Here is a 24672-nt window from a genome sequence, read left to right as displayed (position 1 = left end):
ACATTATACTTTTCCTATAGAAAAAGGTTGGAGGAATATGTATGGCAGAAAAAATGGCAGAGCGGATCGCAGAGATTTTAAAAGGACCTAATTTTCAAACGGCAGAGAAAGCACTGACAGATTTCTGCGGAACGATGGATGGGGAATTCAGGAATCTTCTGGTGGATATTATTGTGGAACGATGGATTGATACGCCTAAAGACGTACCGTTTTCCTATGCCCGCAGCATTTGGAATCGGAAAGATATAAATAGAGAAGAGTATCAGGCATTGCTGGAGGAAATCCGAAGCTATCCCATCGCACCGATCAACAAGGCAAAGATATCGGATTTTTTATGGGTTGTGGAAAATGATTTTTCAAATGCTAAAATAGCAGAAACGGCTTATTGCGAACACTTGAAGAACACCGGTGCATTTGCAGATCATATCATGGCTATAAACCGGATCTTGTTTATCTCTAAAAAAATCCGAAGCAAGGAAATCAATGAAGAGGTGCGAAAGAATCTGCTGATAAAAGTATTAGAAGAGTATGATAACAGCAGCCATGCAAAAATTGGATATTTGATAAAAACTGCCATGGAGGAAAAAGTGGATACAGGATATCTGATCCCTTATGTGGAAAATATCTTGAAAACTTACGATGATAATAGCTGCGATGCACTGCTCATTGGTAAGTTTTGTGATCTGTTGGAAGAACTCTATTGCAGAAAAAATAACTGGCAGAAGAAAAAGTGTATTACTGAACCTAAACTGATTGCGATACGAAGACGTAAGATTCAGGCTGTCCGGATGGAGGCTGAATATGCCGGGGCCTCTTCCAAAGGAAATTTAATGAGAAAGATTCACTATTTGAAAGAGGTTATTCAGTTGTTAAAGACCATACAAGGTACGGAAAAAGAAAGAAAGGCACTGTTGCAGGAAATAGCACAGATAGAAGAAGCTTCCCTTTCGGAGATGATGGTATGGAGTGATAAACAGGATGCCAGCGGCATTGTAAAAGAACTGTTCCGCCAACTGGAAGATCTTGATAAAGAAGAGGCATTATGTTATTTTGCTTCATTTCTTCCGATTCCGATAAGAGAAAAGGTAAAGAATCAAGTATTAAATAGGACGGGGATCCTGAACACGATATTTCCAGCGGCAATCCTTGGAAAAGGAGGAAAATTAATTGCTAAAAGCAGGCCTGTGAAAAAGCCTGATGGAACAATCGATGAAGGTGCGCTTAAGGATAATATGGAGCGGACAGCAGCCATGGAGATGGATTATTTTGCACAGATCCTGGTGAGCAATACGTTTGAATATATTCGTTCCAGATTTTTGATCGAAGAGAGTGATGTAAAAAAGATTGTAGATGTAAGTTGTGCGATTCCGGAGGGGAGAAAAGAATCGTATACCAAGGGTCTCATGTTTGGCTTTTCTGGAGATTTCTTGACGGCGCTCAGTATCCTGATTCCACAGATAGAAAATGCAGTAAGATATCTGGCAGTAGAATGTGGAGAACCTGTTTACAACATGAATGAAGAAGGGATTGAAGAAATAAAATCAATGCACGCTGTCTTAGAATTGGAAGGAGTAAAAGAAAGCCTGGATGAAGACCTTATATTTGCGTTAAATACGATTTTCTGTTCAAAATTTGGATTTAACATGCGCAACAATGTGGCACATGGAATGCTGGATGATCAGGCATTCCAGAGCTTCAAAGCTTTGTATATCTGGTGGTTTGCACTGAAATTTTGCTATCTATTCTGCGGAAAATTACAGGAGGAGAATAGAAGTAAAATAAATAAAAGGCTGAAACAGCTGATGGAGAAGAAAGATAATATGGATGAGAATTAATATAAAATGGTTGGACGGATGGTATAGTTTCCTTAAAAAGTGTTCGGAAGTACCTGGCAAACATAGCGTTTGGATATCAAAACGCACTTTGGGGACGGCCTCAACCCCCGGAATGTGTAGCACTGAGAGTAAATCTATAAATATAATATGAATTATAAAAACACTCCAACTTATTAGTAGTCAGAGTGTTTTTCAGTTCAAATATCCTTGCAGATAACAATATCATCAGAAAAAGTGTATAATTACAAGGAAAGAATTGATGAAAAAATTTATCTATGCAGAAAAATGTTGATGGATTGAGAGGTGATAAGTGTGAGAATTGATAAGATTTGTAAAACGTGTGGATTTGACTCCAATGGTGTGTGTGGCATGTATACCACATGCAAGGAAGGCGAAGAGTGCGATGACTGGGAAGCTTCTTTGGAGTATTATACCGAGATTACGAAAAAAGCACCTTGGTATATTAAGAAACCTTATGATCAATGTAAAATAAGTTATGAAAAATTTCTGGATCTTTTACAACAGGATGAACAGGGAGTCGGTGTAGAAATAAATATTTATGATGCGATTGAAAAAGTATATGAATTAAATTCGGTAGAACTAGCAGGGGTGTTAGATGTGTCTATGGGAGTGTTGGGATATGCCAGCACTCAAAGAACGATACCAAAGAGAAAAAGACAATTTTCAAGCAGGCTACATATTCCGGAAAGCTTCTTTGATGAGTTTTTATCTACACAGCTGGATGCATTAAAGAAATGTAGAGAAGAATTTCGTGATTGTTATGGGGACGAGCTGATAGAAAAATTTAAGCAAAATGGTTATGCTGCAATGGAAGCAAAGATAGAAAAACAAAATGCAGTCGATAAAATAAAAAATGAAAAGTATAGGGAAGAAAACCAGAACAGATATCAGTATAAGGAGAAGACAAAAATGTACCATGATCTATCTGATGATTACAAATCCAGGGACTATGTGATTGCGATAACCTTAAAATAAGGCGATTATTATGGAAATATATTCTATGAATACAGCTCTGGAGGATATGGCTTGTCTGTGGCCATAATGGAAGATATTTTGCAATTTATTGAAAATCTGGATTGTGAAGAAATCAATGAGTTAAACGAGGAAGGTCTCTTAAATAATAATATAGCCTTGCAAGCAGACATAAATGGCAAGGATATTCATTTTGAACTGAGAAATGATGCAGGAGAAAAGCTCGAAAAGACAATCCTGGAAGATGAATTGCAAAAATACATTGTTGGTTATGAAATGATCCGGTGCGATGGACGTGGAATGAAAAAGGAACGCAGAAAATGTGGTTCCTGCGAAAATTTTACACCGATAGAAGGCTGTGCAAAAGGAAACTGTTCTGTTAGAGGTGATATCATTCAGAGAAGCAGAATTATATGTTCCCATGATTATGTGTTGAAAGCAGATAAAGTATTATGTTAAAATCGTCTCGTACTATCAATGGAAAAGATGATTGTATAGATTTACTATAGGAATTAGAATATATAAATTGTAAGGATATATTGTGTGATATTGCACTTTATATGATAAAAACAAGATAAAAACGCAATGCATATTTTTAAGATATGCTAGAGCTGGTAGGTAGCCCAGCCGTCCTATGTAAATAGGGTAAGTAACCTGCCCCTCCGGGTTGTCCATTCTTTGTTCAATTCATTTTAGGAGGGATTTTTATGGACAAAACAAATGGAAAACTGACGGTATATTTTGAAGAACCATTTTGGGTAGGCGTATTCGAGCGTATTGAGGATGGTAAATTATCTGTAGCGAAGGTAATATTTGGTGCAGAACCAAAAGATTACGAAGTGCAGGAATATATTCAACAATACTATTTCAGTTTGAAATTCAGTCCGGCTGTTGAAACTGTTGTAAAGGATATAAAAAGAAATCCGAAACGGATGCATCGAGAAGTAAAAAAGCAGACAATAGGGACAGGTATTGGCACAAAATCGCAGCAAGCATTGAAGTTACAGCAGGAACATAACAAACAGGAGCGTAAAGAGAGAAATCGCAAGAAAAAAGAGGCAAAAGAACAGCGAATGTTTGAGTTGAAACAGCAAAAGAAAAGAGAAAAGCATAAGGGGCATTAAAAGCCTCTTGGGCTTTAACTCAAATCGGAATTGACCGAGCGCATTGGGCGAGAGATACTTCTTGTTTGAATGGCAAGAAGATGGAATTGAGAGTTTAGAAAATTGGAATTCAAGGAGCATATAGATGAAATTAGCAGATTTAGCAACAGGTTCTGATTGGATAGTGTGGATTGTCTTTGCAATATTTGCTGTACTTTCTATAACTTTACTTTCTGGACACGGGAGCTGGTTTATTTCTGGATATAATACAGCTACAAAAGAAGAAAAGGAAAAATATGATGAAAAGAAGTTATGCAGAACAATGGGAATTGGAATGTCTATTATAGCAATTCTTGCATTAATTATGGGCTTGCTTGAAAATATTTTGCCTGCATTTTTTGTATATATTGCATTGGGGATTATTTTGATTGATGTCGTGGTAATTATCATTTTGGGAAACACGCTATGCAGAAAGTAATAACTTCCAGTTAGTTGAGATGTTGCAAAATTTGGAATCAGGAGAGAATAAGAATGATTAACAATTTGATGTACATTGAATTAAAAACGGGATATTCTGATGATGGTCCGGCATGGATTGGATATGTCAAAACTTCAAAAAGTAAGAAAACAATCTATTTTAATGACCATGCCTTTCAGAAGAATATCGGTAACTATGCAAATTATATAGATATTGAGAATGGTAATAAATATTGGATTTCTGGACTGAAAAAGGAAGAGAGCAATCGTCATTGGGCAGGACATGGAAAGATTATGATTGATCGTAGAGCTGTTAATGAATACCTTTTCCTGATTGGTGAAAAGGTATTGCCATTAAATCTGTTTGAAGTAGTTGATATTGAAGATAGATTTCCGGTTAAAAGAGTAAAAGAATTATTGAATGAAAAGAAATAGCAATGCCAGCAGTCTTACAATATTGAGTTTAGAAAAATTGTGACATTCTCACATATGACCGAGCGCATTGGGCGAGAGATACTTCTTGTTTGAATGTTGGAATGATTATAGGTATTTGTTTTCGGTATGAAAATACCGTTTATTTATTCCAGACATAAGATGTCCGGTTGAAAATTAACGGATTCTCGTTTTATGTCGTGGTAATTTTGGTGCATATTGGTAAGCTGTAAGTGGAAGAGAGGTAGAGATATGGATACAAAAAAGATTGGAGCTTTTTTAAAGCAATGTCGTAAAGAAAAGAATCTTACGCAAGAACAGCTTGCCGAGAAGTTTGGGGTATCTGCAAGAACAGTTTCCAGATGGGAAACAGGAGTTTCCCATAGTTAAAGATACCACACCAAATATGATGAACCCACGCTTATACACTACCAGCTATAATAAACCGCAAGGACAGCAATTTGATGATACTGCTGTCCTTTCTTTTATAAAATTGCAGTACACATAAAAAAGCTGTAAAATGATAAATATATTTGTCCTTGTAACAATTCTCGGACATTTGCCTGTTATACTATCTGCAAAAAGCAAAGGAAGTGAGAATATGGAGCAGATTTTAATTGTCGAGGACGACAGTTTTTTGAATAAGATGTTAGACTATAACCTGACCGCAGACGGCTACGGCGTGACTTCTGCCCTAAATGCCAGAACCGCAGCCGAAGCCATCCGCCAGCGGGAATTTGATTTAGTGCTGCTGGACATCAACCTGCCGGACGGGAACGGTTTTGAACTGTGCAAGCTGATAAAGCCCCAGCACCCGGACACCATCGTAATATTCCTGACCGCCAACGATCAGGAGAGCGACCAGATACGGGGCTATGAGGTGGGCGCGGTGGACTACATCACAAAGCCCTTTGTGATCGGGGCCTTGCAGCGAAAAATCAAAGCCATGTTCGCCATGCTGGAACACCACAAACCGGCCAAGGACATTTACGACGACGGGCGGTTGTTTCTGGACTTCTCGGAGCAGACGGCTTCCTTAAACGGCAAGCCCCTGACTCTATCCCCGATGGAGTACAAAATGCTGAACCTGTTTCGTAAAAATCCCCGGCAAGTGCTGACCCGTGGGCAGCTTTTGGAAAAGCTGTGGGATATAGACGAGCGGTTTGTGGACGAACACACCCTGACAACCTCCATCAGCCGTATTCGCAGCAAGATTGAAGCCGACGGCGGCGCACCCTACATCAAGACCGTTTACGGCATGGGGTATCAATGGACGGGAGGCGAGGTAAAATGAAGTTTCAAAACCTCTCGGTAAAGCGGCTGTTTGGCCGGGTGGCAATGGAGCTTGTCCTCTCCATGTCCGGGATCACCATAGCCCTGTTTCTTGTGACAAAACAGATTGCGGTGCTGCTGACAGGCGGGACGCTGCTGCTGTGCGCCCTTGTGGGGATTTTTGTACTGACGCAGGCGTTTGGAAAGCGGCTGTCGCAGTTTACCGCTGACCTGTGCCAGACCTTAGACCACATGATCGCCGGGAATGAAGCGCCCCAGCGGCCAGAGGACAGCGAAACCCAGCTTGCCAGAATCGGACACCGGCTGGCAAGGCTTTACCAGATCATGCAGGAGAACCGCCGCCGGGTGGACGAGGAACGGCAGGAGTTACAGACCCTTGTATCGGATATTTCCCATCAGGTGAAAACGCCGGTAAGCAATCTGAAAATGGCGACGGACACCCTGCTGGAAAAGCCCATGACCGAGGCGGAGCGCACCGACTTTATCCGGGGAATCCGCAGCCAGACGGATAAGCTGGACTTTCTCTTTCAGGCCCTTGTGAAAACCTCACGGCTGGAAACGGGCGTGATCCAGTTGGATAAGAAACCGGGTCGCCTCTTTGATACCGTGGCGCAGGCCATGAGTGGGATTGTGTATGCAGCGGAGAAAAAGGAAATCGCTGTGTCCGTGGACTGCCCGGAGGATTTGACCGTTTTCCATGACAGCAAGTGGACATCCGAAGCCCTCTTTAACCTGCTGGACAATGCAGTGAAGTACACCCCGGCAGGCGGGAAAATCGCCGTGTCAGTGGTGCTGTGGGAAATGTATGTGGAGGTCAAAGTGACCGACACCGGCAAGGGCATTTCCGAAAGCAATCAGGCTGCCATCTTCCGGCGCTTCTATCGTGAGGAAGAAGTACACGAACAGCAGGGCGTGGGCATTGGCCTGTATCTGGCCCGCGAGATCGTAACGCGGCAAGGCGGCTATATCAAAGTGGTTTCGGAGCCGGGCAAGGGTTCAGAATTTTCCATTATGCTGCCGACAAAATAGAACGCGGCGGACGGCCATTTCCGGCTGCCCGCCGTAAATTTTTTTGAGATGTCCGAGCGTTGTAACATTTCACCCCGATTTTCAATGAAATTTTTTGGCCGCTGTAACATTTCGCGGACATTTAGGTTTTACAATACCCTTATCAAATATGGAGGTGATACAACTATGACATGGCCTTTTGAAAATGACACCAGCGCCATTACAAAGAAGCTGGCGCAAAGAAGCTTCAAAGCCAACAAATTACGAAATATTGTTGCTGTAATAGCAATCGTTTTAACATCAATGCTTTTTACTTCTGTAACGACTTTATGTGTTGGAGCGATCCAGTCTATACAGACAACTATTTTGCAAATTAGGGGAACCAGCCCGTCCACTGGTACATCTGTAAATTGGATTGCCATAATAGCAGCCCTGTTTTTTATTATGATTTTTGTAATAACGGGCTATTTGCTCATTCGCAATATTTTTGAGATTTCTGTTGTTCAAGAAATAAAGAAATATGGCTTATTAAGAACAATCGGAACAACGGAGAAGCAAATCAAGCGAATTGTTTATAAGCAAGCATTTTGGCTGTCTATAATTGGTATATCTATTGGGTTGATTTTGGGATATATAGTAGGAATACTTATGCTTCCGTGGATTCTTAATTTTATGAAAGGCGAGTATCACAATCTTTCTGTGAACTTGAGTTTTAATCCTATTATTTTTGTCGTTGCCGGGATATTTAGTGCGATTACTGTTTGGGTGAGCATAAAGAAACCATTCAAAATTGCAGCTACGATTTCGCCCATTGAGGCAACTAGATACTATGAAAAAGACAATTATCATAGTGCCAACAAGAATCGTCTTTCGTTTAAGAATAGAATAACAGAAATGGCATGGAGAAATTTAAGAAGAAATTCAAAGCGTACCATATTTATCGTCTTATCCATGATACTCTGCATTATTCTCCTAAACAGTGCAATCGCAATCGGAAATAGTGTTGATGTTAAAAAATATGTATCTTCTGTTACCTCATTTGATTTTGTTGTGGCAAGCCCAAACACATTTTCTAATGTGCAAGGTTTTCGATTTAAAGATGATTCTGTTAGTAATGAAATCATATCTGATATTGAAAATAATATTCCTGTGCTGAACGGAAGTCGAATTTATAAAAACACTTTGGATGATGTCAGTGTTACTTATGATTATGGTAGTTTGGTCACGGAAGTATTAGACGAATACACAGAAGATAATCACCTTATACGAAGTGGTATGGTTGATGGCAGAACTTATCCAGTAAAACTCGGTGTTGATTATCGACCTCTTTGCAATATTTACGGGGTAGAAAAATCAATACTTCCTAAATTGAATTTCATTGAGGGAGAAACAGATATACAGCAACTAACCTCATATTTGGAAAGTGGAAACTATGTTATAGAAATTTCAGCGATCAACCCAAATGAATCTCCTGAATTTCTTTGTCCGCTCAATCAGGAAGTTACCATTTACAAAGATGGATTGCCTTATAAAACGGTTTCGGTAATTGCGCGTGCAGTGGTTGATTTTTCATTGGTAGAATCTCCGGGTAAGAATGTTGGCTACACTGATGTTGGCGGCGATTGTCCTATTTTCTATATGAGTAATGAGATGTTTGTGGAATTGTATAACAATCCAGCCATAATGAGTTATGTGTTTGATGTGGAAAAAGAACACTTTTTGCCAGCGACCGAGTACATCAATTCTTTGCCTACCGTTGAATACGCATCGTCTGAAACATTGGCACAAACTATGAATGGATTAAAACAAACTATTTTTATCATAGGTGGCCTTATTGGGTTTCTGTTAGGAAGTATCGGGCTTGTGAATTTTTCCAACATCATTATAACGGGCATTATAAACCGGCAACGGGAATTTGCTACATTAGAGAGCATCGGAATGACGAAAAAACAAATTAACAAATTGACCGTATTGGAGGGATTGTTTTACGCATTTCTGATTTGTGTAATGGGTTTACCTCTCTCTCTTATTGTTGCAAATACAATTCTTCCTACTTTCTTTAATCAACCTGACTTATGGCTGTTTACAATACAGCCTACGATTTTCCCGTTGATATTAGAGGGAATTGTTATTTGCGTTGTGGCGATTATAGTTCCTCATGTTTCGTTTCGCTATTTTAGAAAAACAAGTATTGTAGCTCGATTAAGGGTAGTTGAATAATAATTTTGAAATGTCCGAGCGTTGTAACATTTCACCCCGATTTTCGATGAAATTTTTTGGCCGCTGTAACATTTCGCAGACATTTGGGTTTTACAATGACCTTATCAACAAAAGTGAGGAGGCGTTGCAATGGAACTGACCCCGACCATGATTTTGAATCTGGCGCTGCTGATCGTCCCGCCCGTTGCCCTTGTGCTGGCGTTCTGGCAAAGGCTGGCCCAGCACATCCGCTGGACGGTTGCCTTGACTGCCCTCTGCGATGTTCTCCTGTTTTGGGATGAACTGTTCTACTATGAGAGCTTCGGACTGTTCGCTGTGCTGATTCTGGTACAGTTGGCGGCCACCGGCGCAGCAGCGTTCCGCATTTACAACAAACAAAGAAAGGATTGAATTTTATGAGAATTTTACAGACTATCGACCTGAAAAAGTATTACGGTACAGAGCCGAATATCACCCGCGCCCTTGACGGCGTGAACTTCTCTGTAAATGACGGCGAATTTGTGGCCGTTGTGGGAACCTCCGGCAGCGGCAAGTCCACCCTGCTTCACATGATGGGCGGGCTGGACACCCCTACTTCCGGCAATGTGATTGTCCGGGACAAAGAGCTGTCGAAAATGAACGACGAACAGCTTACCATCTTCCGCCGCCGCAACATCGGCTTTATCTTCCAGAACTATAACCTTGTTCCTATCCTGAATGTGTATGAGAACATCGTCCTGCCGGTGGAGCTGGACGGGGACACGGTGGATCAGAAGTTTTTGGACGAGATCGTTCACCTGCTGGGGCTGGAAGATAAACTGAAAAATATGCCGAACAATCTTTCCGGCGGCCAGCAGCAGCGTGTGGCTATCGCACGCGCCCTGATTACCAAACCGGCTATTGTGCTGGCCGACGAGCCGACCGGCAACCTTGACAGCAAGACCAGCGCCGAGGTGCTGGGGCTTATCAAGCGCACCAGTGCAGAGTTCCGGCAAACTGTTGTGATGATTACCCACAATGACGACATAGCCCGTCTTGCAGATCGGATTGTCCGCATTGAGGACGGCAAGATTGTGGAGTAAGGAGGTGGCAGGCTATGACATGGCCTTTTGAGAATGATACCAGCGCCATTACAAAGAAGCTGGCAAAGAAAAGTTTGCAAAGCGAGAAGCGCCGGAATCTGATGGTGGTGATTGCCGTTGCGCTGGCGGCATTTCTGATCTGCTTTACGGGAATTGTGTCTACCTCCCTGACACAAATGCAGCGCAATCAGGTTGTCGATACTTATGAGGCGGTCTGGCTGGGCGTAGAGGAAAACGACATTGAAACCCTGAAAGGACTGCCGGAGTTTGAGCGCGTAGGCGGCTACTATATGCTGGGTGAGGAGCTTTCAGAACAGGGCTATCATGCGTCTTATGTGTATTGCGACGCGCAAATGATGGAGATTACCAAGGCGCAGATGGAGTTGTTAGAGGGCCGGGTTCCTGAAAAAGCAAATGAAGTTGTTGTAAGCGAATACTTTCTTTCCACCTATGGAAACAATGCCAAGATCGGGGACACTGTGACCTTAGATACAGAGAGTTTTCATGGTGATTATGTCGTTACCGGCATTATGGACAGCGTAAATGAAAAAGAAGCGAATACCTGCGCTATCATTCTTTCCAACGCTGCCCTGACAGAATGGAAAGGATTTGACCCGGCTGGCTATCGCGCCTATGCTCATTTCAAAAACAGCGACCAGTTGGGCGAAGAACTGATGACCTCTTATTGCAGGGAGATTGCGGAGGAATATCAGCTTCCTATGCCCAAAATGAACAGTAAGTATTTTGCCTATGCTTCTAAATCCTTTGATTTTACACTAATGGCTGGCGTGATTGCCATTGTTCTGATCGGCGGCTATATTGTGATCCAGAGTATCTTCCGTATCTCCATCAATGACAAAATCAAGAGCTACGGTCAGCTTCGGACGATTGGTGCAACGCCAAAGCAAATCAAGCGGATTGTAAAGCGGGAGGGACGCAAACTCGGCAGTATCGGAATTTTGATTGGTACAGTGCTGGGCGTATGCGCTGGTTTTCTCCTGTTTTCCAAGGGATTTAACGCTGTTTCCTATGTGGTTATGATTTCCCTGACACTCATAAGCTGCTGGTTTATGGTGTCTATTTCCATCCGTAAGCCAGTAAAAATTGCGGCAGGGATTTCCCCCATTGAAGCCGTCCGTTTTACCCCGGCGCAAAAGGACATCCGCAGCCGCAAAAAGAATATCAAGCTCAATCCTATTTCAATGGGAATTGCGAATTTTAAGCGTGACCGAAAAAAGACCGTTGCTATTGTAGCTTCATTGAGTTTGGGCGGAATTATCCTGCTTGTGGTATCCTCCATTGTTTTGCTGCGCTCACCAGAGGCACTTGCAAGACAGTTTTTCCCAGACGGCGACTATAAAATTTATTTGGATTCTGAAATGACAGAAGAAAAGGTTATGGCAGCGGGAAATCCATTGAATGAGGAATTAAAGCAGGAAATCTTATCTATTGATGGCGTTACAGATATAATTCCAAGCAGGCAATCTCTCCATGCAACTTATAAAACAGAGATTCATCAAGCTGGTGGTATGTGCGATATGCTGACCGACCAGAATTATGCGGCAGTTGAAGCGGCTTTGACAGAGGGAACCATGCCAACAGATTCCCGTAGTATTGTAATTGATTATAATGTGCTAAAGCAGAATGAGGACATGGGTGTTGGTTCAACGGTTGAGATTTCTTTGGGAGAAGAACAGCCATCCGTTTCTGTTACCATATCGGGGTTATACGCTCCTGCAAAGGTATATTCAGGACATGGCAGGATGCACTTAGATGGGGCAACTCTTTTTGCACCAGAAGCGTTGTTCCACGAACTGCACCCGGAAATCACCTCTTTTGACTATTCATGGAGCATTGTAAATGACCCTAAAAAAACGGACTATGTGGGAGCTGAATTGAAAAATATTGTTGCCAGCCATAGTAATATTGCCTTAGATGAAATCAATACAGTGATTGAATATGAAGAAATGACAAATTCTTTTGCGTTTGGCAGTATGGAGATACTTTCATGGCTGGTATTTCTCTTTGGCGTTATCAACCTTATCAATACGACACTCTCTAACCAGATAGCCCGAAAGCAGGAAAACAGTATTCTGCGTTCTATCGGCCTAACACAAAAACAGCTATGTAAAATGAACATCTGTGAGGGGCTGTGCTATGCGCTCTTTGCAACATTGGCGACGCTGATCGTTGGGCTTCCGGCTTCCATCTTTGCTTGCAGAAAAATGAGTGTAGGTGCTTTTGCCGGAAATGTAGTGCCTTACAAATTCCCGGTTTTGGAAATGGGGCTGTTCATTCTGGTGTTGTTCGGAATGGAACTGATCTTGTCTGTATGGACAGTCCGCAGACAGAAAAAACAATCCCTGATCGAACAAATGCGGGCGATGGAATAACCGTATGGGATCGGCGGGGCGGCGTGTGCTGCCCCGCTTTTTTCGCCGTTTCTCAAAAAAATTTTTGAAATGTCCGAGCGTTGTAACAATTCAGCCTGTTTTTCTGTCGAAATCAAAGGCGCCTCGGACATTTATAGTTCTTCCAAAAGTTTGATGATAATATTACCATTCATGGAAGAAGCAATCTGTTATTGCAATAATGCGAAATTGACGATAGAAAGTTTTTCATATCTCGGTCAGCTCAACAATTACATTACTCTGCTGATACAGCCAGTCCGTAAATTCTTTCGGGCTGGCCGTTCCTGTTTTTACAGCCTTTTTTCTCTGTAAGGCTTCTTTCTTAAAGTCGGAAAAGGAAGCCTGTATTTTTTCCAGACGGTCAGCCGGAAAGCCTGCGGTATTTTTTACCCGGTTTATTTTGTTGCGCCAGTTCTGGCATTCATTTTTATAAAGCAGGTCATAGTTATTTTCTCTTGACCTCTCGTCAAATTCCCGCTTGTTTTGAAGCGCCTGCGCTTTTCGGCACTTGTCGCTGCACAGCTCATACCGCTGGCTCTTTGCCAGAAAATATTTTCCACAGACCTTGCACCGCCGGAAGCAAAGCCCCCAGTCATTCAGCCTGTTCAGATAATAGGTAATCAACGGGTAGAGGGACGCATAGGCAGACACACATTCTTCTGTGCGCCGGTTGTCCGGGAACCAGAGGTCAAGCCGGGTATCTTCTGACGGTGCGCCTTTGAAATAAAGGCTGCCAGCTTGAAATTGTTTCGGTTTTCCTGTCTCCCTGTCAAAGCTCATGGTTTCGTTTTGGAATACCCCGGTCAGTCTGCTCATTTTATCCATGAAGCGGTCACAGGCAGCGTTACGGTCACGGGGTTCTCTGGCAAGCAGATAGCTGTTCCAGATACGGAACGCCACATACATTTTCAGAGGGTCGTTGCTAAGATATTTCTCCCAAAGAAATTCGCTTGCCGCCTGCTCCAGCTCCGGCTGTTTCCATCGGTTGGAGTGGAGAGCTTGCCGCAGCGGAGAAAGCCCGTATAAGTTCCAGTCTCTGTCCGTGTCACGCTCAAAGTTTATCAAAAAAGTTCCCAGTGGGCGTGTCATATCACAAAGCACCTCTGCGTTTTGGCTCCCGTTCAGACGGAAGCGGATCTGCTGTTCTTCCCCAATCAAAATCCGCTCTTTCATTTTCTTCCTGTCCAGCGTCAGGACAAACAAAATCCTCTCAAAACATGGCTCATGCCGTATAAACTGATTCTCCATCCCTATCCCCTGCCTTTGTTTATGGTAATTATATAATTCAGTTATATCCGTTACACTCATGGTATCGCAGAATCATTGTTTTGTCAAGGATAGTACGCTATGATGATTGCGGTTGGTAATTTCGTACCGCACAGTACCTTGACAAGTGAATGACCGTCCAAAAGGGATATGACCGGCAGGAGAAGTGACGCATTCGGCGCACCAATGCAGGGAAACACCGCAGGAATGGGGCAGGAAAACGGCTTTTGGGGAGAACGGCAACAGGAAGCATTTTAACCTATTTGATTTATGGGAGGAACAGAATGAACGATAAAAAGAGATTGAACAGCTACGAGGATTTACCGCTGGTTCTGGATGTGGCGGACATTCAGCGGATTATGGGAATTTCAAGAGCGAGCGCCTATGAGCTGGTACACACACCCGGCTTTCCAGCGTTCCGCAGGGGCAGACTTATCAAGGTCAGCAAAATTGCTTTCTTTGAATGGATGGCAAAAGGCTCCGAAACCGTACCGGGAAGCGACAAATAAGCGTGAGGTATCATTCCCTGACTTGCAATACTGCCGCACTTTCCAAAGGGGCATACAGAGGGAAAAAAACTTAAAAATGATACCGAGACGCTACATCAAAACAGCCTATCTGCGTACATCAGATAGAAACGGAGAAAGGAGCCGGTTATGGCAAGAATGAGTAACAAGCGGCGGTTGGAATGGTCTTTCTTCTTAAATGACCGCAGCCGTATCACTTACAACGAACTGTGCCGGAAATGCCAGCACGAATGTAAACAGAGCTTCCGGGCGGTTGTGGTTGACTGCCCGAAGTATCTTTCCAAGCGTTCCAAGAAAAAGGACAAGACTGCCGGAAACGGCAAAATCCCTTAGGAACTAAGGGCGCACTTCTATACATAGTCTAAAGACCATGTATCGTGCGTCCTGCGGAGCTTACCTCTGCCGCTGATAAAATCAGCAATCCGAGGTCTGCGTTCGCTTCGCTCCGACAAGGTGGCTACACCCCCTTGCGCCGCTAAAGCGGCTATCCCCTGTGTACCCGCCGCAAAGAGAAATCCGCTCTGCGGTTTTCCCTTTTCATCGGGTTTTATAGAAGCACTGACACACGGACTGTCTGCGGATGGTCTTTCTTTATCTTATCAGCAAAGGATGTGAGAACATGGAAAAATCTTTGGAACAGTTGAAGCAGGAATATGAAAAAACCACTGTCCTGCTGGAACAGGAAAAACGGAAAATGCAGCGTTTGAAAAACCGGCAGGCGTATCTGGAAAGCGGTTCCCGGAAACAGAGGACGCACCGGCTGATTACCCGTGGGGCAGCTATTGAGAGCATTGCACCACAGACAAAGGAGCTATCCGAAGCGGAATTTTATTCCCTCATGGAAAGCATTTTGAATCTGCCGCAGGCGGAGCATTTCATCCGGTCTGCCACAGAGAACCACGCCCGTATTTCCGGGCAGGAGAAAGGCGGTGACTAAGGATAGCACTTTATCATTTTTCAATCGCACAGATCAAGCGCAGCGCCGGTCAGAGCGCCATTGCCAGCGCAGCCTATCGAGCCGGGGAGCGTCTTTACAGCAGCTACTATGGAGAAGTCAGCGACTACACCAAAAAGGGCGGCGTGATCGCTTCGGAAATCATGCTGCCGCCCCATGCGCCGGAAATATATCTTGACCGGGCGACCCTCTGGAATGCTGTGGAGAACTGCGAGAAACATCCAAAAGCACAGCTTGCCTATTCCTTTGATATTGCCATGCAGAATGAATTGACGCTGGAAGAAAACATGGAGCTGGCGAGGAAGTTCGTACAGGAGCAGTTTGTGACAAAAGGCATGATTGCCGACCTTGCTTTTCACAGCCCGGAGAAAGAGGACGGCGGCATCCCTAACCCGCATTTTCATGTGATGACAACCATGCGCCCTTTGAACCCGGATGGCACATGGGGACAAAAACAGCGTCGGGAATATCTTCTTGATGAAGATGGAAACCGAATCCGGGATAAAAACGGCGATTATATGTTTAACGCTGTCCATACAACAGACTGGCATGAGCCGGAAACGCTGGAACACTGGCGGGAGCAGTGGGCGGCTGCCGTTAATACAAAATTTGAGGAAAAAGGGCTGGATGTGCGTATCGACCACCGTTCCTATGTGCGGCAGGGGCTTGACCTGATACCTACTGTCCACGAGGGAGCTAATGTCCGGCAGATGGAAGCAAAGGGCATCCGCACCGAGAAAGGGGAACTGAACCGCTGGATTAAAGCCACCAACCGGCTCATGCAGGATGTGAGGAAGAAGATCAAAGCCCTGTTTGTCTGGATGGCAGAGGTAAAAGAAGAACTTTCCAAACCGCAGACACCGAGCCTTGCTGACCTGTTGATCGCTTATTACAACCAGCGCAACGCAGGGGCATGGAGCAATAAAGCCAGAACCGGAAACTTAAAGCAGTTTGCCGAAGCCGTCAATTATCTGACGGAAAACAAGCTGCTCACATTAGAGGATTTGCAGGAGCGTCTTTCCTCTGTCAACGAAGAATTTGAAGCGTTAAGCGACTCCATGAAAAAGAAATCTGCCCGGATAAAGGAATTGCAGGAATTGATACGGGAGGGCGAGAATTACCAGCGGCTAAAACCTGTTCATACGGAATTGAACAATATCAAGTTTAAGAAACAGAGGGAGAAATTTGAAACATCCCACGATGCGGAGTTACGGCTGTTTTATGCCGCCCGCCGTATTTTGAAAGAAAAACTGGACGGAAAACCCATTGCCCTGAAAGCATGGAAACAGGAATACGCACAGTTAAAAACAGAGTATGCCGAACTGTCTCCGCAGCACAAGCCACTCCGGGAGGAAGTCATACGGCTACGGCAGGTGCAGAACGCCGTAGATACCGCACTGCGCCGGAGGGAGCAGCCACAGGCAGTACAGAGAAAGAAACATGAGATGGAGCTATGATATAACCGGCAGCTTTACCGCTACCAGTATTTTTATGGAGGGAGCATTTGAATGTATTTGAAGCGGTGAAACAGTCTGTTACCACCCGGCAGGCTGCTTCATTCTATGGAATCCGGGTGGGGAGAAACGGCATGGTCTGCTGTCCATTCCACAATGACCGCACGCCCAGCATGAAAGTGGACAGCCGCTTTTACTGCTTCGGCTGCGGGGCTTCCGGGGATGTGATCGACTTGGCCGCTTTGCTGCATGGATTGGGGAAACGGGAAGCTGCGGTCAGGCTTGCGGAGGACTTCGGCGTTTCCTATGAGAAATCCGGCAATGCGCCGCCAGATAGGAAGCGTCACAACAGGTCACAGCCCCGACAAAAATCAGCGGAGCAGAGATTTCAGGAAACGGAACGGTATTGTTTCCGGGTGCTATGCGATTATCTGCGCCTGCTGGAGCATTGGAAAACAGCACACGCCCCACAGCCGCAGGATGCCATCTGGCATCCTCTTTTTGTGGAAGCGTTGCAGAGGATAAGCTACACAGAATACCTTTTGGATATTTTGTTATACGGAGAAATAGAAGAAAAAGCGGCATTGATCGCCGCACAGGGAAAGGAGGTGTTGCGGCTTGAACAGCGAATTTCAGAGCTTGCCGCCGGTAACGCAGGAAGCGGTCAAAAGGACGATGGACACAATGGAACCGGCGCAGACACCGGCAGAAATCCGGGAAACATTAGAGGGGACGCAGAAAGGCGGCGTGAAGAACAGCATCCGAAACTGCCTGACGGTGTTCCAGCGTGACCCTCTGTTTCGCGGGGCGCTGCGCCTGAACCTTTTGACGGAGCAGATTGACATTGTGAAGCCGCTGGGCTGGGAGCGCACCAGTACCACGCTGACCGACATGGACATGAACTACCTGCTTTTGTATCTGGAAGAAAATTACGGGCTTACCAGCGAGAAAAAGGTGCAGAGCGCCATCAAGATTGTTGCCAATGAAAACCGCTACCATCCAGTCAGGGATTACCTGAACAGCCTGCAATGGGACGGCACAGAGCGCATCCGTTACGCCCTGCATCACTTTCTGGGAGCCGATACGGACGAATACACCTATGAAGCCTTGAAACTGTTCCTGATGGGAGCCATCCGGCGGGTATTCAGACCGGGGAGCAAGTTTGAGGTCATGCTCTGTCTGGTTGGTGGTCAGGGAGCCGGGAAATCTACCTTTTTCCGGCTGCTGGCAGGCAGGGACGAATGGTTTTCAGACGATTTAAAAAAGCTGGACGATGAAAATGTGTACCGCAAGCTGCAAGGGCATTGGATTATCGAGATGTCGGAGATGATTGCCACAGCCAACGCCAAGAGTATTGAGGAAATCAAGTCATTCTTAAGCCGCCAGAAAGAAACCTACAAAGTGCCGTATGAGACACATCCGGCAGACCGGCTGCGGCAATGTGTATTTGGAGGGACGACCAACCGGCAGGACTTTTTGCCCCGTGATCGCACCGGCAACCGGCGCTTTCTCCCCGTGACGGTGTACCCGGAACAGGCGGAGGTTCACATACTGGACGATGAAGCGGCGGCGAGGGCGTATATCGAACAGATGTGGGCGGAAGCCATGACGGTTTATCGCAGTGGGAAGTATAAGCTGTCATTCAGCATGGAAATGAACCGATACCTGAACGCCCACCAGCAGGACTTTATGCAGGAAGACACACAGGCCGGCATGATCTACGCCTATTTGGAGGACTACACCGGCGACAGGGTATGTTCCAAGCAGCTTTATGAGGAAGCGCTGGGGAACTTAAATTCCCCGGCAGACTGGGAGACACGGGCAATCTGCGAGATTATGAATACCGGCATTGCGGGCGGCATCATACAGGGCTGGGTAGCCTACAAAAGCCCGAAGCGGTATAAAAAATACGGTTCTCAAAAAGGCTGGGAGCGTGTCAACCAAGCTCCGCCGGAGGGGGACGGTTTTCAGGAAATCACGGAAGAAGAAGCCCGGCAAATGGAACTTCCATTCTGAAAAGCCACCGGTTGACAGTTTGGTTGACGCTTTGGTTGACAGCCGGTTGACGGGGAAAAGCCTGATATTTGGGGCATTTCTCTCCTTTGTCAACCATGTCAACCAAGAAATCAAAGAAAAAGTAAAAAGTAATAATAGAGCGCCTATGGATTGTTTTCAAAGTCTTTTCTGCCGGTTGACACGGTTTGGTTGACACGGAGACAGTCTGCGGCTGTACACCTGTCTGACATTCCCTTGTCGGGCATATTTCATTTATGGAGGTAACTGCCTATGGCAAAAAGCAAAAACGAGAGCAATAACAAAAACAGCGGCACCCTGCTTACCGAAAAAGACGGCACCCAGTATTTTGTCATGGGGAAAGTCCGTATCAAGGTATCGGAGCATTTCGCACAGGATGGGAAGCCGCTTGACAGCCTGCTGGAAGATGTGATCCAGCACGCTGCCGCCGCTTCCTGAAAAAATACGGAATAACGACTGTCAATCAGCCCACGCTTATGATATACTTGTACCAGCGAGTATTGTATAAGCGTGGGTTGTTTCTTTTAGAAGGAGGATTTTTAACCGTGAAACAACCATACAATACAACGATTTATAACACTGCACTATATTTGAGATTGAGCCGTGACGATGAATTACAGGGGGAAAGCGGCAGTATCCAGACCCAGCGCATGATGCTTAGACAGTATGCCGCAGAGCATGGGCTGACCGTTGTAGACGAGTACATTGACGACGGATGGAGTGGGACAAATTTCGAGCGTCCAAGTTTCCAAAGGATGATTGATGACATCGAAGACGGGAAAATCAACTGCGTTGTCACAAAGGACTTATCCCGTCTGGGAAGAAACTATATCCTGACCGGTCAGTACACGGAAATCTATTTCCCCAGCAAGGGAGTACGCTACATTGCCATCAATGACAATGTGGACACCATCAACGGAGAAAGCGAGCTTGCACCGTTCTTAAACATCCTGAATGAAATGCACGCCCGACAGACCAGCAAAAAGGTCAAGGCTGCCATGCACACAAGATTTGCCAATGGCGCACACTATGGAGCCTATGCACCGCTGGGCTATGTAAAAGACCCGGACAAAAAAGGTCATCTTCTGATCGACCCGGAAACACGCTGGATTGTAGAGAAGATTTTTGACCTTGCTGTACACGGGCGTGGAGCCGCCAGCATTACACGGATTCTGGTGGAGGAAAAAGTACCTACCCCCGGCTGGCTGAACTATGAAAGATACGGGACTTTCGCCAATATCTACGCCGGTGCGCCCGCAGAAAAAGCCTATGCGTGGACGATAGCACAGGTCAAGAGCATTTTGAAAGAGGAAACCTACATCGGTCACAGCATTCACAACAAGCAGAGCAACATTTCATTCAAGAACAAGAAAAAGGTGCGGAAGCCGCAGGAAGAATGGTATCGTGTAGAAAATACCCACGAAGCCATCATTTCTGAAGAAGTGTTCCAAAAAGTTCAGGAGCTGATTGCAAGCAGACGCAGGAAACGCAGAAACGGTACGACACAGATTTTCGCAGGATTGATAAAATGTGCAGACTGCGGATGGTCTTTAGCCTATGGGGAAAACAAGCAGAATAAGAACCCATACGGGTACTACCATTGCAGCAAGAACGGGCAGGGATTACGCCAGTGTTCCATGCACTATATCCGCTATGATGTACTGTATGCCTATGTGCTTGCAAGACTGCAATACTGGTCTATGCTGGCACAGAAAGACGAGGACAAGCTGCTGAAACGCCTGCTCAATGCCAGCGACAGGGAAAGAAACTCTGCGAAGAAAAAGCAGGCTGCGGAGCTGAAAAAGGCAGAGAAGCGTAAAGCCGAGGTTGACGGGCTGTTTGCTAAAATGTATGAGGACTGGTCTGCCGGACGCATAACCGAGTATAACTTCAATATGCTGTCCGAGAAGTACCAGAACGAGCAAAAGGAGCTTGAAACAAAAATAAGACAGCTTCACGAAACGATGGAAGCCGCCGTACAGACCGCAGCGGATGCTGAAAAGTGGATTGCCCTGATGAAACAGTATGTCAACCCTGTGGAGCTGACCGCCGAACTTCTGAACACTCTAATTGAAAAAATAACCGTCCACGAAGCTGTCAAGGGCGAGGACGGAAGCCGTGAGCAGGAAGTAGAAATCTACTACCGCTTCATCGGCAAAATCGACTGACCTTTCTTTTTTACCCAACAATATCTTTAATTAAGGGAGACGGGAATAAATATGCCAGATCTCAGTGTACTTGTTCAACTTGCTGAATATTACGATGTTGAGATGAGAGAGCTCCTGGATGGAGAAAGGAGCCAGACTATGAATAAAGATATGAAAGAAACACTGGACAAAGTTGCGGTGTATGAAGAATGGGTGAAACAAAAAGCATTAAAGGCTGGAAATCTTGCATTTGCATCAATGTTTGTGATTGGTGTGTTAGCGATTATTATTCAGATGCTATTAATGGTGGATACTCGTTTGGTTTTGGGAGAGATAGTAACTGTCTTAGTAGGAGGAATCCTATATGTAGCTATTATGGTGTATAATGGAATATGGGATAAATGCCTGCCAAAAAGTGCTGCTATATGGCGAAATTTTCTCACCAGTGTAATATGTGCAGGAATTTTTACAGTCATCTATGGTATATGTTTATTTAGAATGGGAGCTACAGAAACACAGATAACACGATTGGCATTGGGATTTCTGATAGGTATTACTATTGTGTCATTTATTATTCTTAGGACCTTAGCATTTATTAATCGAAAAAGAAATCAGAATTCACCAAATGTTCAGGAGAGAAAAGAAACTTCCCAATCTAAGACAGAATGGACAAAGATTTATAATGCACAGAATATAGTAGAGACAGAACAGCTCGTAGAAATGTTAAAGCAAAGTGGAATAGAAGCTTTTTCCCAGGAAGCAGGTGCGAATGTTGCAATGCATGGAGCACCTGGATTTGGAATATATGGTGTGGATATATTCGTGAAAACCGATGATGCAAAGAAGGCAGTACAGCTGATCAAGGAGATTAATAACCAAGAGAATGAAGAAATTTTTTGACATTGTCACATATGCGTGCTAATATGATTATAGAAAAAGTGTGCTGCCGATAGACGGTTAGTCCACATACTTAATTGATTGAAAATAACCGTTCAGTTTTGCTGGGGCGGTTATTTTTGTGTCTTGTTATTAACTTTGCCGAATACCTTTGAGTAACGAGGGAGTGAGATATATGGAGCAATTATTGATTGTTGAAGATGATATTGGTTTGAATCAAGGTTTATGCAAAGCACTGAAAGTAGATGATCGGAAGATCATTTCCTGCCAAGACCTGAAAACGGCGAAGGAGCAGCTGCTTTGCGGCGGTGTATCCCTGATCCTGTTGGATATCAATCTACCGGATGGCAGTGGGCTTGAGCTGCTCCGGGAGGTCAAGGAAAACACACCCGGGATTCCTGTTATTCTGCTGACTGCCAATGATACCGATCTGGACATCGTGGACGGACTGGAGAGGGGCGCTGATGATTACATTACCAAGCCCTTTTCTCTTTCGGTTTTGCGGGCAAGGGTGAATACCCAACTGCGAAAGCAAGCGTCAAGCCATAAAAATGCACCGACCCATATTGATCTTTTTCACTTTGACTTTGAGGCTATGACCTTTTATGTGGGAGATTCAAAAGTGGAATTGAGTAAAACAGAGCAAAAATTACTGCGTCTGCTTGTTGAAAATCGTGGTCGAACCATGACCCGTGGAGACCTTGTAGACAGGATCTGGACAGATGGTGCTGAATATGTGGATGAAAATGCTTTGTCTGTTACGATCAAGCGTCTGAGGGATAAGCTTGGGGCACAGAAATACATTAAAACCGTCTATGGAATCGGTTATAGCTGGGTGACAAAAGATGAATAAAAGCGGCATCGCGATCATACTGCTGTGTTTTCTGGCGGCAGCAGCTGTTGTATTATGGGAGCGGAGAAAGGTCATAAAAACGATGGAAGAAATCGAAAGGATGCTGGACGCCGCCATGACCGGCTCCTTTTCTGAAACAACTTTTGATGAAAGCCAGCTGTCTGCTTTGGAAACAAAGTTTGCACACTATCTTTCTGCCGCAGAAGCATCTTCTCGAAATATGGCACAGGAAAAAGACAAAATCAAATCCTTGATTGCGGACATTTCCCATCAGACGAAAACGCCGATTGCAAACCTGCTGTTATATAGCGAGCTTTTGATGGAGGAAACTCTGTCTGCATCGGCAAAGGAAAATGTGGAGGCACTGTACAAACAATCGGAAAAGCTACGATTTCTGATTGATTCTCTCGTAAAACTTTCCAGACTGGAAAATGGGATCATTTCACTTTCCCCTCAGCAAGCATCACTTCAGCCGCTGCTTGAAAGCGTAGTAGAACAATATACCGCCAAGGCTTCTGAAAAAGGATTGTCTTTGCAAATGCAGGATACCAATGCTTTTGCTGTATTTGACTTCAAATGGACAGCGGAAGCGCTGGCTAATATCGTAGACAACGCCATCAAATATACGGAGCATGGAACAATCACGATTTCTACCGTAAGGTACGAAATGTTTACAAGGATCGATATATCGGATACCGGTTCAGGTATCCCGGAAAACGCGCAGGCAAAGATCTTTGCCCGCTTTTATCGTTCAAAGTCAGTTCGGGAGCAGGAAGGGGTTGGCATCGGCTTATACCTTGCCCGACAGATCATATCCGGCGAGGGTGGTTATATCAAGGTTGCTTCCGTTCCGGAAAAAGGAAGTACGTTTTCCATATTTCTGCCGAAATAACAACAATTCTATCAAAATTGTTAGATTTCATTTTCCGCAGGAAAGAATGTGGAAAGAATCTTATGCGATAATCTGTATGTATCAAAGGATCATTTCCTTTCATACATACAGATTTTTTCATGGAGGTACTCATTTATGGAGGTTTTACAGGCAAAAGACCTGAAAAAAATTTATGGCTCCGGCAATAACGCAGTTCATGCGTTGGATGGAGTTGATTTAAGTGTGAAGAAGGGCGAATTTGTTGCAATAGTCGGCACATCCGGCTCCGGCAAATCTACGCTGTTACACATGCTGGGTGGGCTGGATCGCCCTACAAGCGGCACAGTCAGGGTGGACGGACAGGATATTTTCTCCCTGAAGGAGGAAGCGCTGACCATCTTCCGCCGCAGGAAAATCGGCTTTGTGTTCCAAGCATATAATCTTGTTCCGGTGCTGAATGTGTATGAAAATATTGTTCTACCCATTGAGCTGGACGGTGGCAAGGTCAATAAGGATTTCGTACAGCAGATTGTACAGACACTTGGGCTGGATGATCGTCTGGATGCGCTGCCCAATCAGCTCTCAGGCGGTCAACAGCAGCGGGTAGCCATTGCCCGTGCGCTGGCGGCAGCACCCGCTATCATTCTGGCAGATGAACCGACAGGTAATCTGGATTCCAAAACCAGCCAGGATGTATTGAGCCTTTTGAAAGTCACCAGTCAAAAGTTCGCCCAGACAATCGTAATGATCACTCACAACGAAGAAATTGCGCAGATGGCAGACCGCATTATCCGTATCGAAGATGGTCGGATCGTCTCCCAGAACTAACGGGAGG

At 44.7% G+C, this 24672-nt stretch carries 26 protein-coding genes; 25 read left to right on the top strand and 1 reads right to left on the bottom strand.

Features of this window, described 5'->3' with window-relative positions; translation table 11 throughout:
* The first annotated feature begins 41 nt into the window (after positions 1 to 41).
* The 13 genes from NE671_RS12110 (at position 42) to NE671_RS12050 (ending at position 12815) form a co-directional block, all read left to right on the top strand.
* Entirely contained in the window at positions 42 to 1835 is a 1794-nt protein-coding gene (locus NE671_RS12110) for a DUF4209 domain-containing protein (protein WP_114001668.1), read from the top strand.
* 312 nt (positions 1836 to 2147) lie between these two features.
* Entirely contained in the window at positions 2148 to 2831 is a 684-nt protein-coding gene (locus NE671_RS12105) for a hypothetical protein (protein ID WP_110103125.1), read from the top strand.
* A gap of 66 nt (positions 2832 to 2897) precedes the next feature.
* Positions 2898 to 3287: a hypothetical protein gene (locus NE671_RS12100; RefSeq protein WP_256164032.1), complete on the top strand. Its 390-nt coding sequence runs from the start codon at positions 2898 to 2900 to the stop codon at positions 3285 to 3287.
* 248 nt (positions 3288 to 3535) lie between these two features.
* Complete coding sequence (locus tag NE671_RS12095; protein WP_015525019.1) at positions 3536 to 3952, top strand: YjdF family protein; 417 nt, start codon at positions 3536 to 3538, stop codon at positions 3950 to 3952.
* A 124-nt stretch (positions 3953 to 4076) separates the two neighbouring features.
* Entirely contained in the window at positions 4077 to 4409 is a 333-nt protein-coding gene (locus NE671_RS12090; protein ID WP_114001665.1) for a DUF3784 domain-containing protein, read from the top strand.
* A gap of 53 nt (positions 4410 to 4462) precedes the next feature.
* Positions 4463 to 4843, top strand: coding sequence for a mannose-1-phosphate guanylyltransferase (locus NE671_RS12085; protein WP_114001664.1), 381 nt, complete (start codon positions 4463 to 4465; stop codon positions 4841 to 4843).
* A 249-nt stretch (positions 4844 to 5092) separates the two neighbouring features.
* Positions 5093 to 5230, top strand: coding sequence for a helix-turn-helix domain-containing protein (locus tag NE671_RS12080; RefSeq protein ID WP_243002453.1), 138 nt, complete (start codon positions 5093 to 5095; stop codon positions 5228 to 5230).
* 211 nt (positions 5231 to 5441) lie between these two features.
* Complete coding sequence (locus NE671_RS12075; protein WP_015533258.1) at positions 5442 to 6134, top strand: response regulator transcription factor; 693 nt, start codon at positions 5442 to 5444, stop codon at positions 6132 to 6134.
* On the top strand, positions 6131 to 7162 hold the full coding sequence (locus NE671_RS12070; protein WP_005936000.1) for a sensor histidine kinase: 1032 nt from the start codon (positions 6131 to 6133) through the stop codon (positions 7160 to 7162). The genes NE671_RS12075 and NE671_RS12070 overlap by 4 nt, the downstream gene beginning before the upstream one ends.
* A gap of 165 nt (positions 7163 to 7327) precedes the next feature.
* Entirely contained in the window at positions 7328 to 9361 is a 2034-nt protein-coding gene (locus NE671_RS12065; RefSeq protein ID WP_055201191.1) for an ABC transporter permease, read from the top strand.
* Between the two features lie 129 nt (positions 9362 to 9490).
* Positions 9491 to 9751 (top strand): hypothetical protein, encoded by a 261-nt coding sequence (locus tag NE671_RS12060; RefSeq protein WP_005927561.1) that lies wholly within the window; start codon positions 9491 to 9493, stop codon positions 9749 to 9751.
* A 5-nt stretch (positions 9752 to 9756) separates the two neighbouring features.
* On the top strand, positions 9757 to 10422 hold the full coding sequence (locus NE671_RS12055; protein WP_009296631.1) for an ABC transporter ATP-binding protein: 666 nt from the start codon (positions 9757 to 9759) through the stop codon (positions 10420 to 10422).
* Positions 10423 to 10436: 14 nt separating this feature from the next.
* Complete coding sequence (locus tag NE671_RS12050) at positions 10437 to 12815, top strand: ABC transporter permease (protein ID WP_256164031.1); 2379 nt, start codon at positions 10437 to 10439, stop codon at positions 12813 to 12815.
* Positions 12816 to 13040: 225 nt separating this feature from the next.
* Here NE671_RS12050 and NE671_RS12045 read toward each other — a convergent pair whose 3' ends face one another.
* Positions 13041 to 14081, bottom strand: a complete 1041-nt coding sequence (locus NE671_RS12045) for a DUF6076 domain-containing protein (protein ID WP_008816376.1) — start codon at positions 14079 to 14081, stop codon at positions 13041 to 13043.
* A gap of 302 nt (positions 14082 to 14383) precedes the next feature.
* On the opposite strand from NE671_RS12045, the gene NE671_RS12040 reads away from it, so the two are divergent.
* The 12 genes from NE671_RS12040 to NE671_RS11985 all read left to right on the top strand — a co-directional run bounded on the left by NE671_RS12040 (position 14384) and on the right by NE671_RS11985 (position 24665).
* Entirely contained in the window at positions 14384 to 14608 is a 225-nt protein-coding gene (locus NE671_RS12040) for a helix-turn-helix domain-containing protein (RefSeq protein WP_005362423.1), read from the top strand.
* Between the two features lie 147 nt (positions 14609 to 14755).
* A complete protein-coding gene (locus tag NE671_RS12035; RefSeq protein WP_004614949.1) occupies positions 14756 to 14959 on the top strand; it encodes a hypothetical protein in 204 nt (67 codons plus the stop codon).
* Between the two features lie 286 nt (positions 14960 to 15245).
* Entirely contained in the window at positions 15246 to 15563 is a 318-nt protein-coding gene (locus NE671_RS12030) for a DUF3847 domain-containing protein (RefSeq protein WP_008816380.1), read from the top strand.
* 2 nt (positions 15564 to 15565) lie between these two features.
* Positions 15566 to 17038 (top strand): MobQ family relaxase, encoded by a 1473-nt coding sequence (gene mobQ, locus NE671_RS12025; RefSeq protein WP_074104019.1) that lies wholly within the window; start codon positions 15566 to 15568, stop codon positions 17036 to 17038.
* A 47-nt stretch (positions 17039 to 17085) separates the two neighbouring features.
* Positions 17086 to 17826: a CHC2 zinc finger domain-containing protein gene (locus tag NE671_RS12020; protein WP_035110550.1), complete on the top strand. Its 741-nt coding sequence runs from the start codon at positions 17086 to 17088 to the stop codon at positions 17824 to 17826.
* On the top strand, positions 17711 to 19051 hold the full coding sequence (locus NE671_RS12015; RefSeq protein ID WP_256164037.1) for a virulence-associated E family protein: 1341 nt from the start codon (positions 17711 to 17713) through the stop codon (positions 19049 to 19051). Before NE671_RS12020 ends, NE671_RS12015 begins: the two co-directional genes overlap by 116 nt.
* Before the next feature lie 270 nt (positions 19052 to 19321).
* Positions 19322 to 19507 carry a hypothetical protein gene (locus NE671_RS12010; RefSeq protein WP_004849804.1) on the top strand — a complete coding sequence of 62 codons (186 nt, stop codon included), beginning with the start codon at positions 19322 to 19324 and terminating at the stop codon, positions 19505 to 19507.
* Between the two features lie 107 nt (positions 19508 to 19614).
* A complete protein-coding gene (locus NE671_RS12005; protein ID WP_008791695.1) occupies positions 19615 to 21237 on the top strand; it encodes a recombinase family protein in 1623 nt (540 codons plus the stop codon).
* A gap of 51 nt (positions 21238 to 21288) precedes the next feature.
* Positions 21289 to 22116 carry a putative signal transducing protein gene (locus tag NE671_RS12000; protein WP_256164030.1) on the top strand — a complete coding sequence of 276 codons (828 nt, stop codon included), beginning with the start codon at positions 21289 to 21291 and terminating at the stop codon, positions 22114 to 22116.
* A gap of 172 nt (positions 22117 to 22288) precedes the next feature.
* A complete protein-coding gene (locus NE671_RS11995; protein ID WP_015525024.1) occupies positions 22289 to 22966 on the top strand; it encodes a response regulator transcription factor in 678 nt (225 codons plus the stop codon).
* Positions 22959 to 23858 (top strand): sensor histidine kinase, encoded by a 900-nt coding sequence (locus NE671_RS11990; RefSeq protein ID WP_256164029.1) that lies wholly within the window; start codon positions 22959 to 22961, stop codon positions 23856 to 23858. Before NE671_RS11995 ends, NE671_RS11990 begins: the two co-directional genes overlap by 8 nt.
* Before the next feature lie 135 nt (positions 23859 to 23993).
* Positions 23994 to 24665 (top strand): ABC transporter ATP-binding protein, encoded by a 672-nt coding sequence (locus tag NE671_RS11985; protein ID WP_256164028.1) that lies wholly within the window; start codon positions 23994 to 23996, stop codon positions 24663 to 24665.
* Positions 24666 to 24672 lie beyond the last annotated feature (7 nt).

This window comes from Blautia sp. DFI.9.10 (assembly GCF_024461705.1).
In the GTDB taxonomy this organism is placed as follows: Bacteria; Bacillota; Clostridia; order Lachnospirales; family Lachnospiraceae; genus Blautia_A; species Blautia_A fusiformis.
This window is presented reverse-complemented; position numbering and strand designations above follow the sequence as displayed.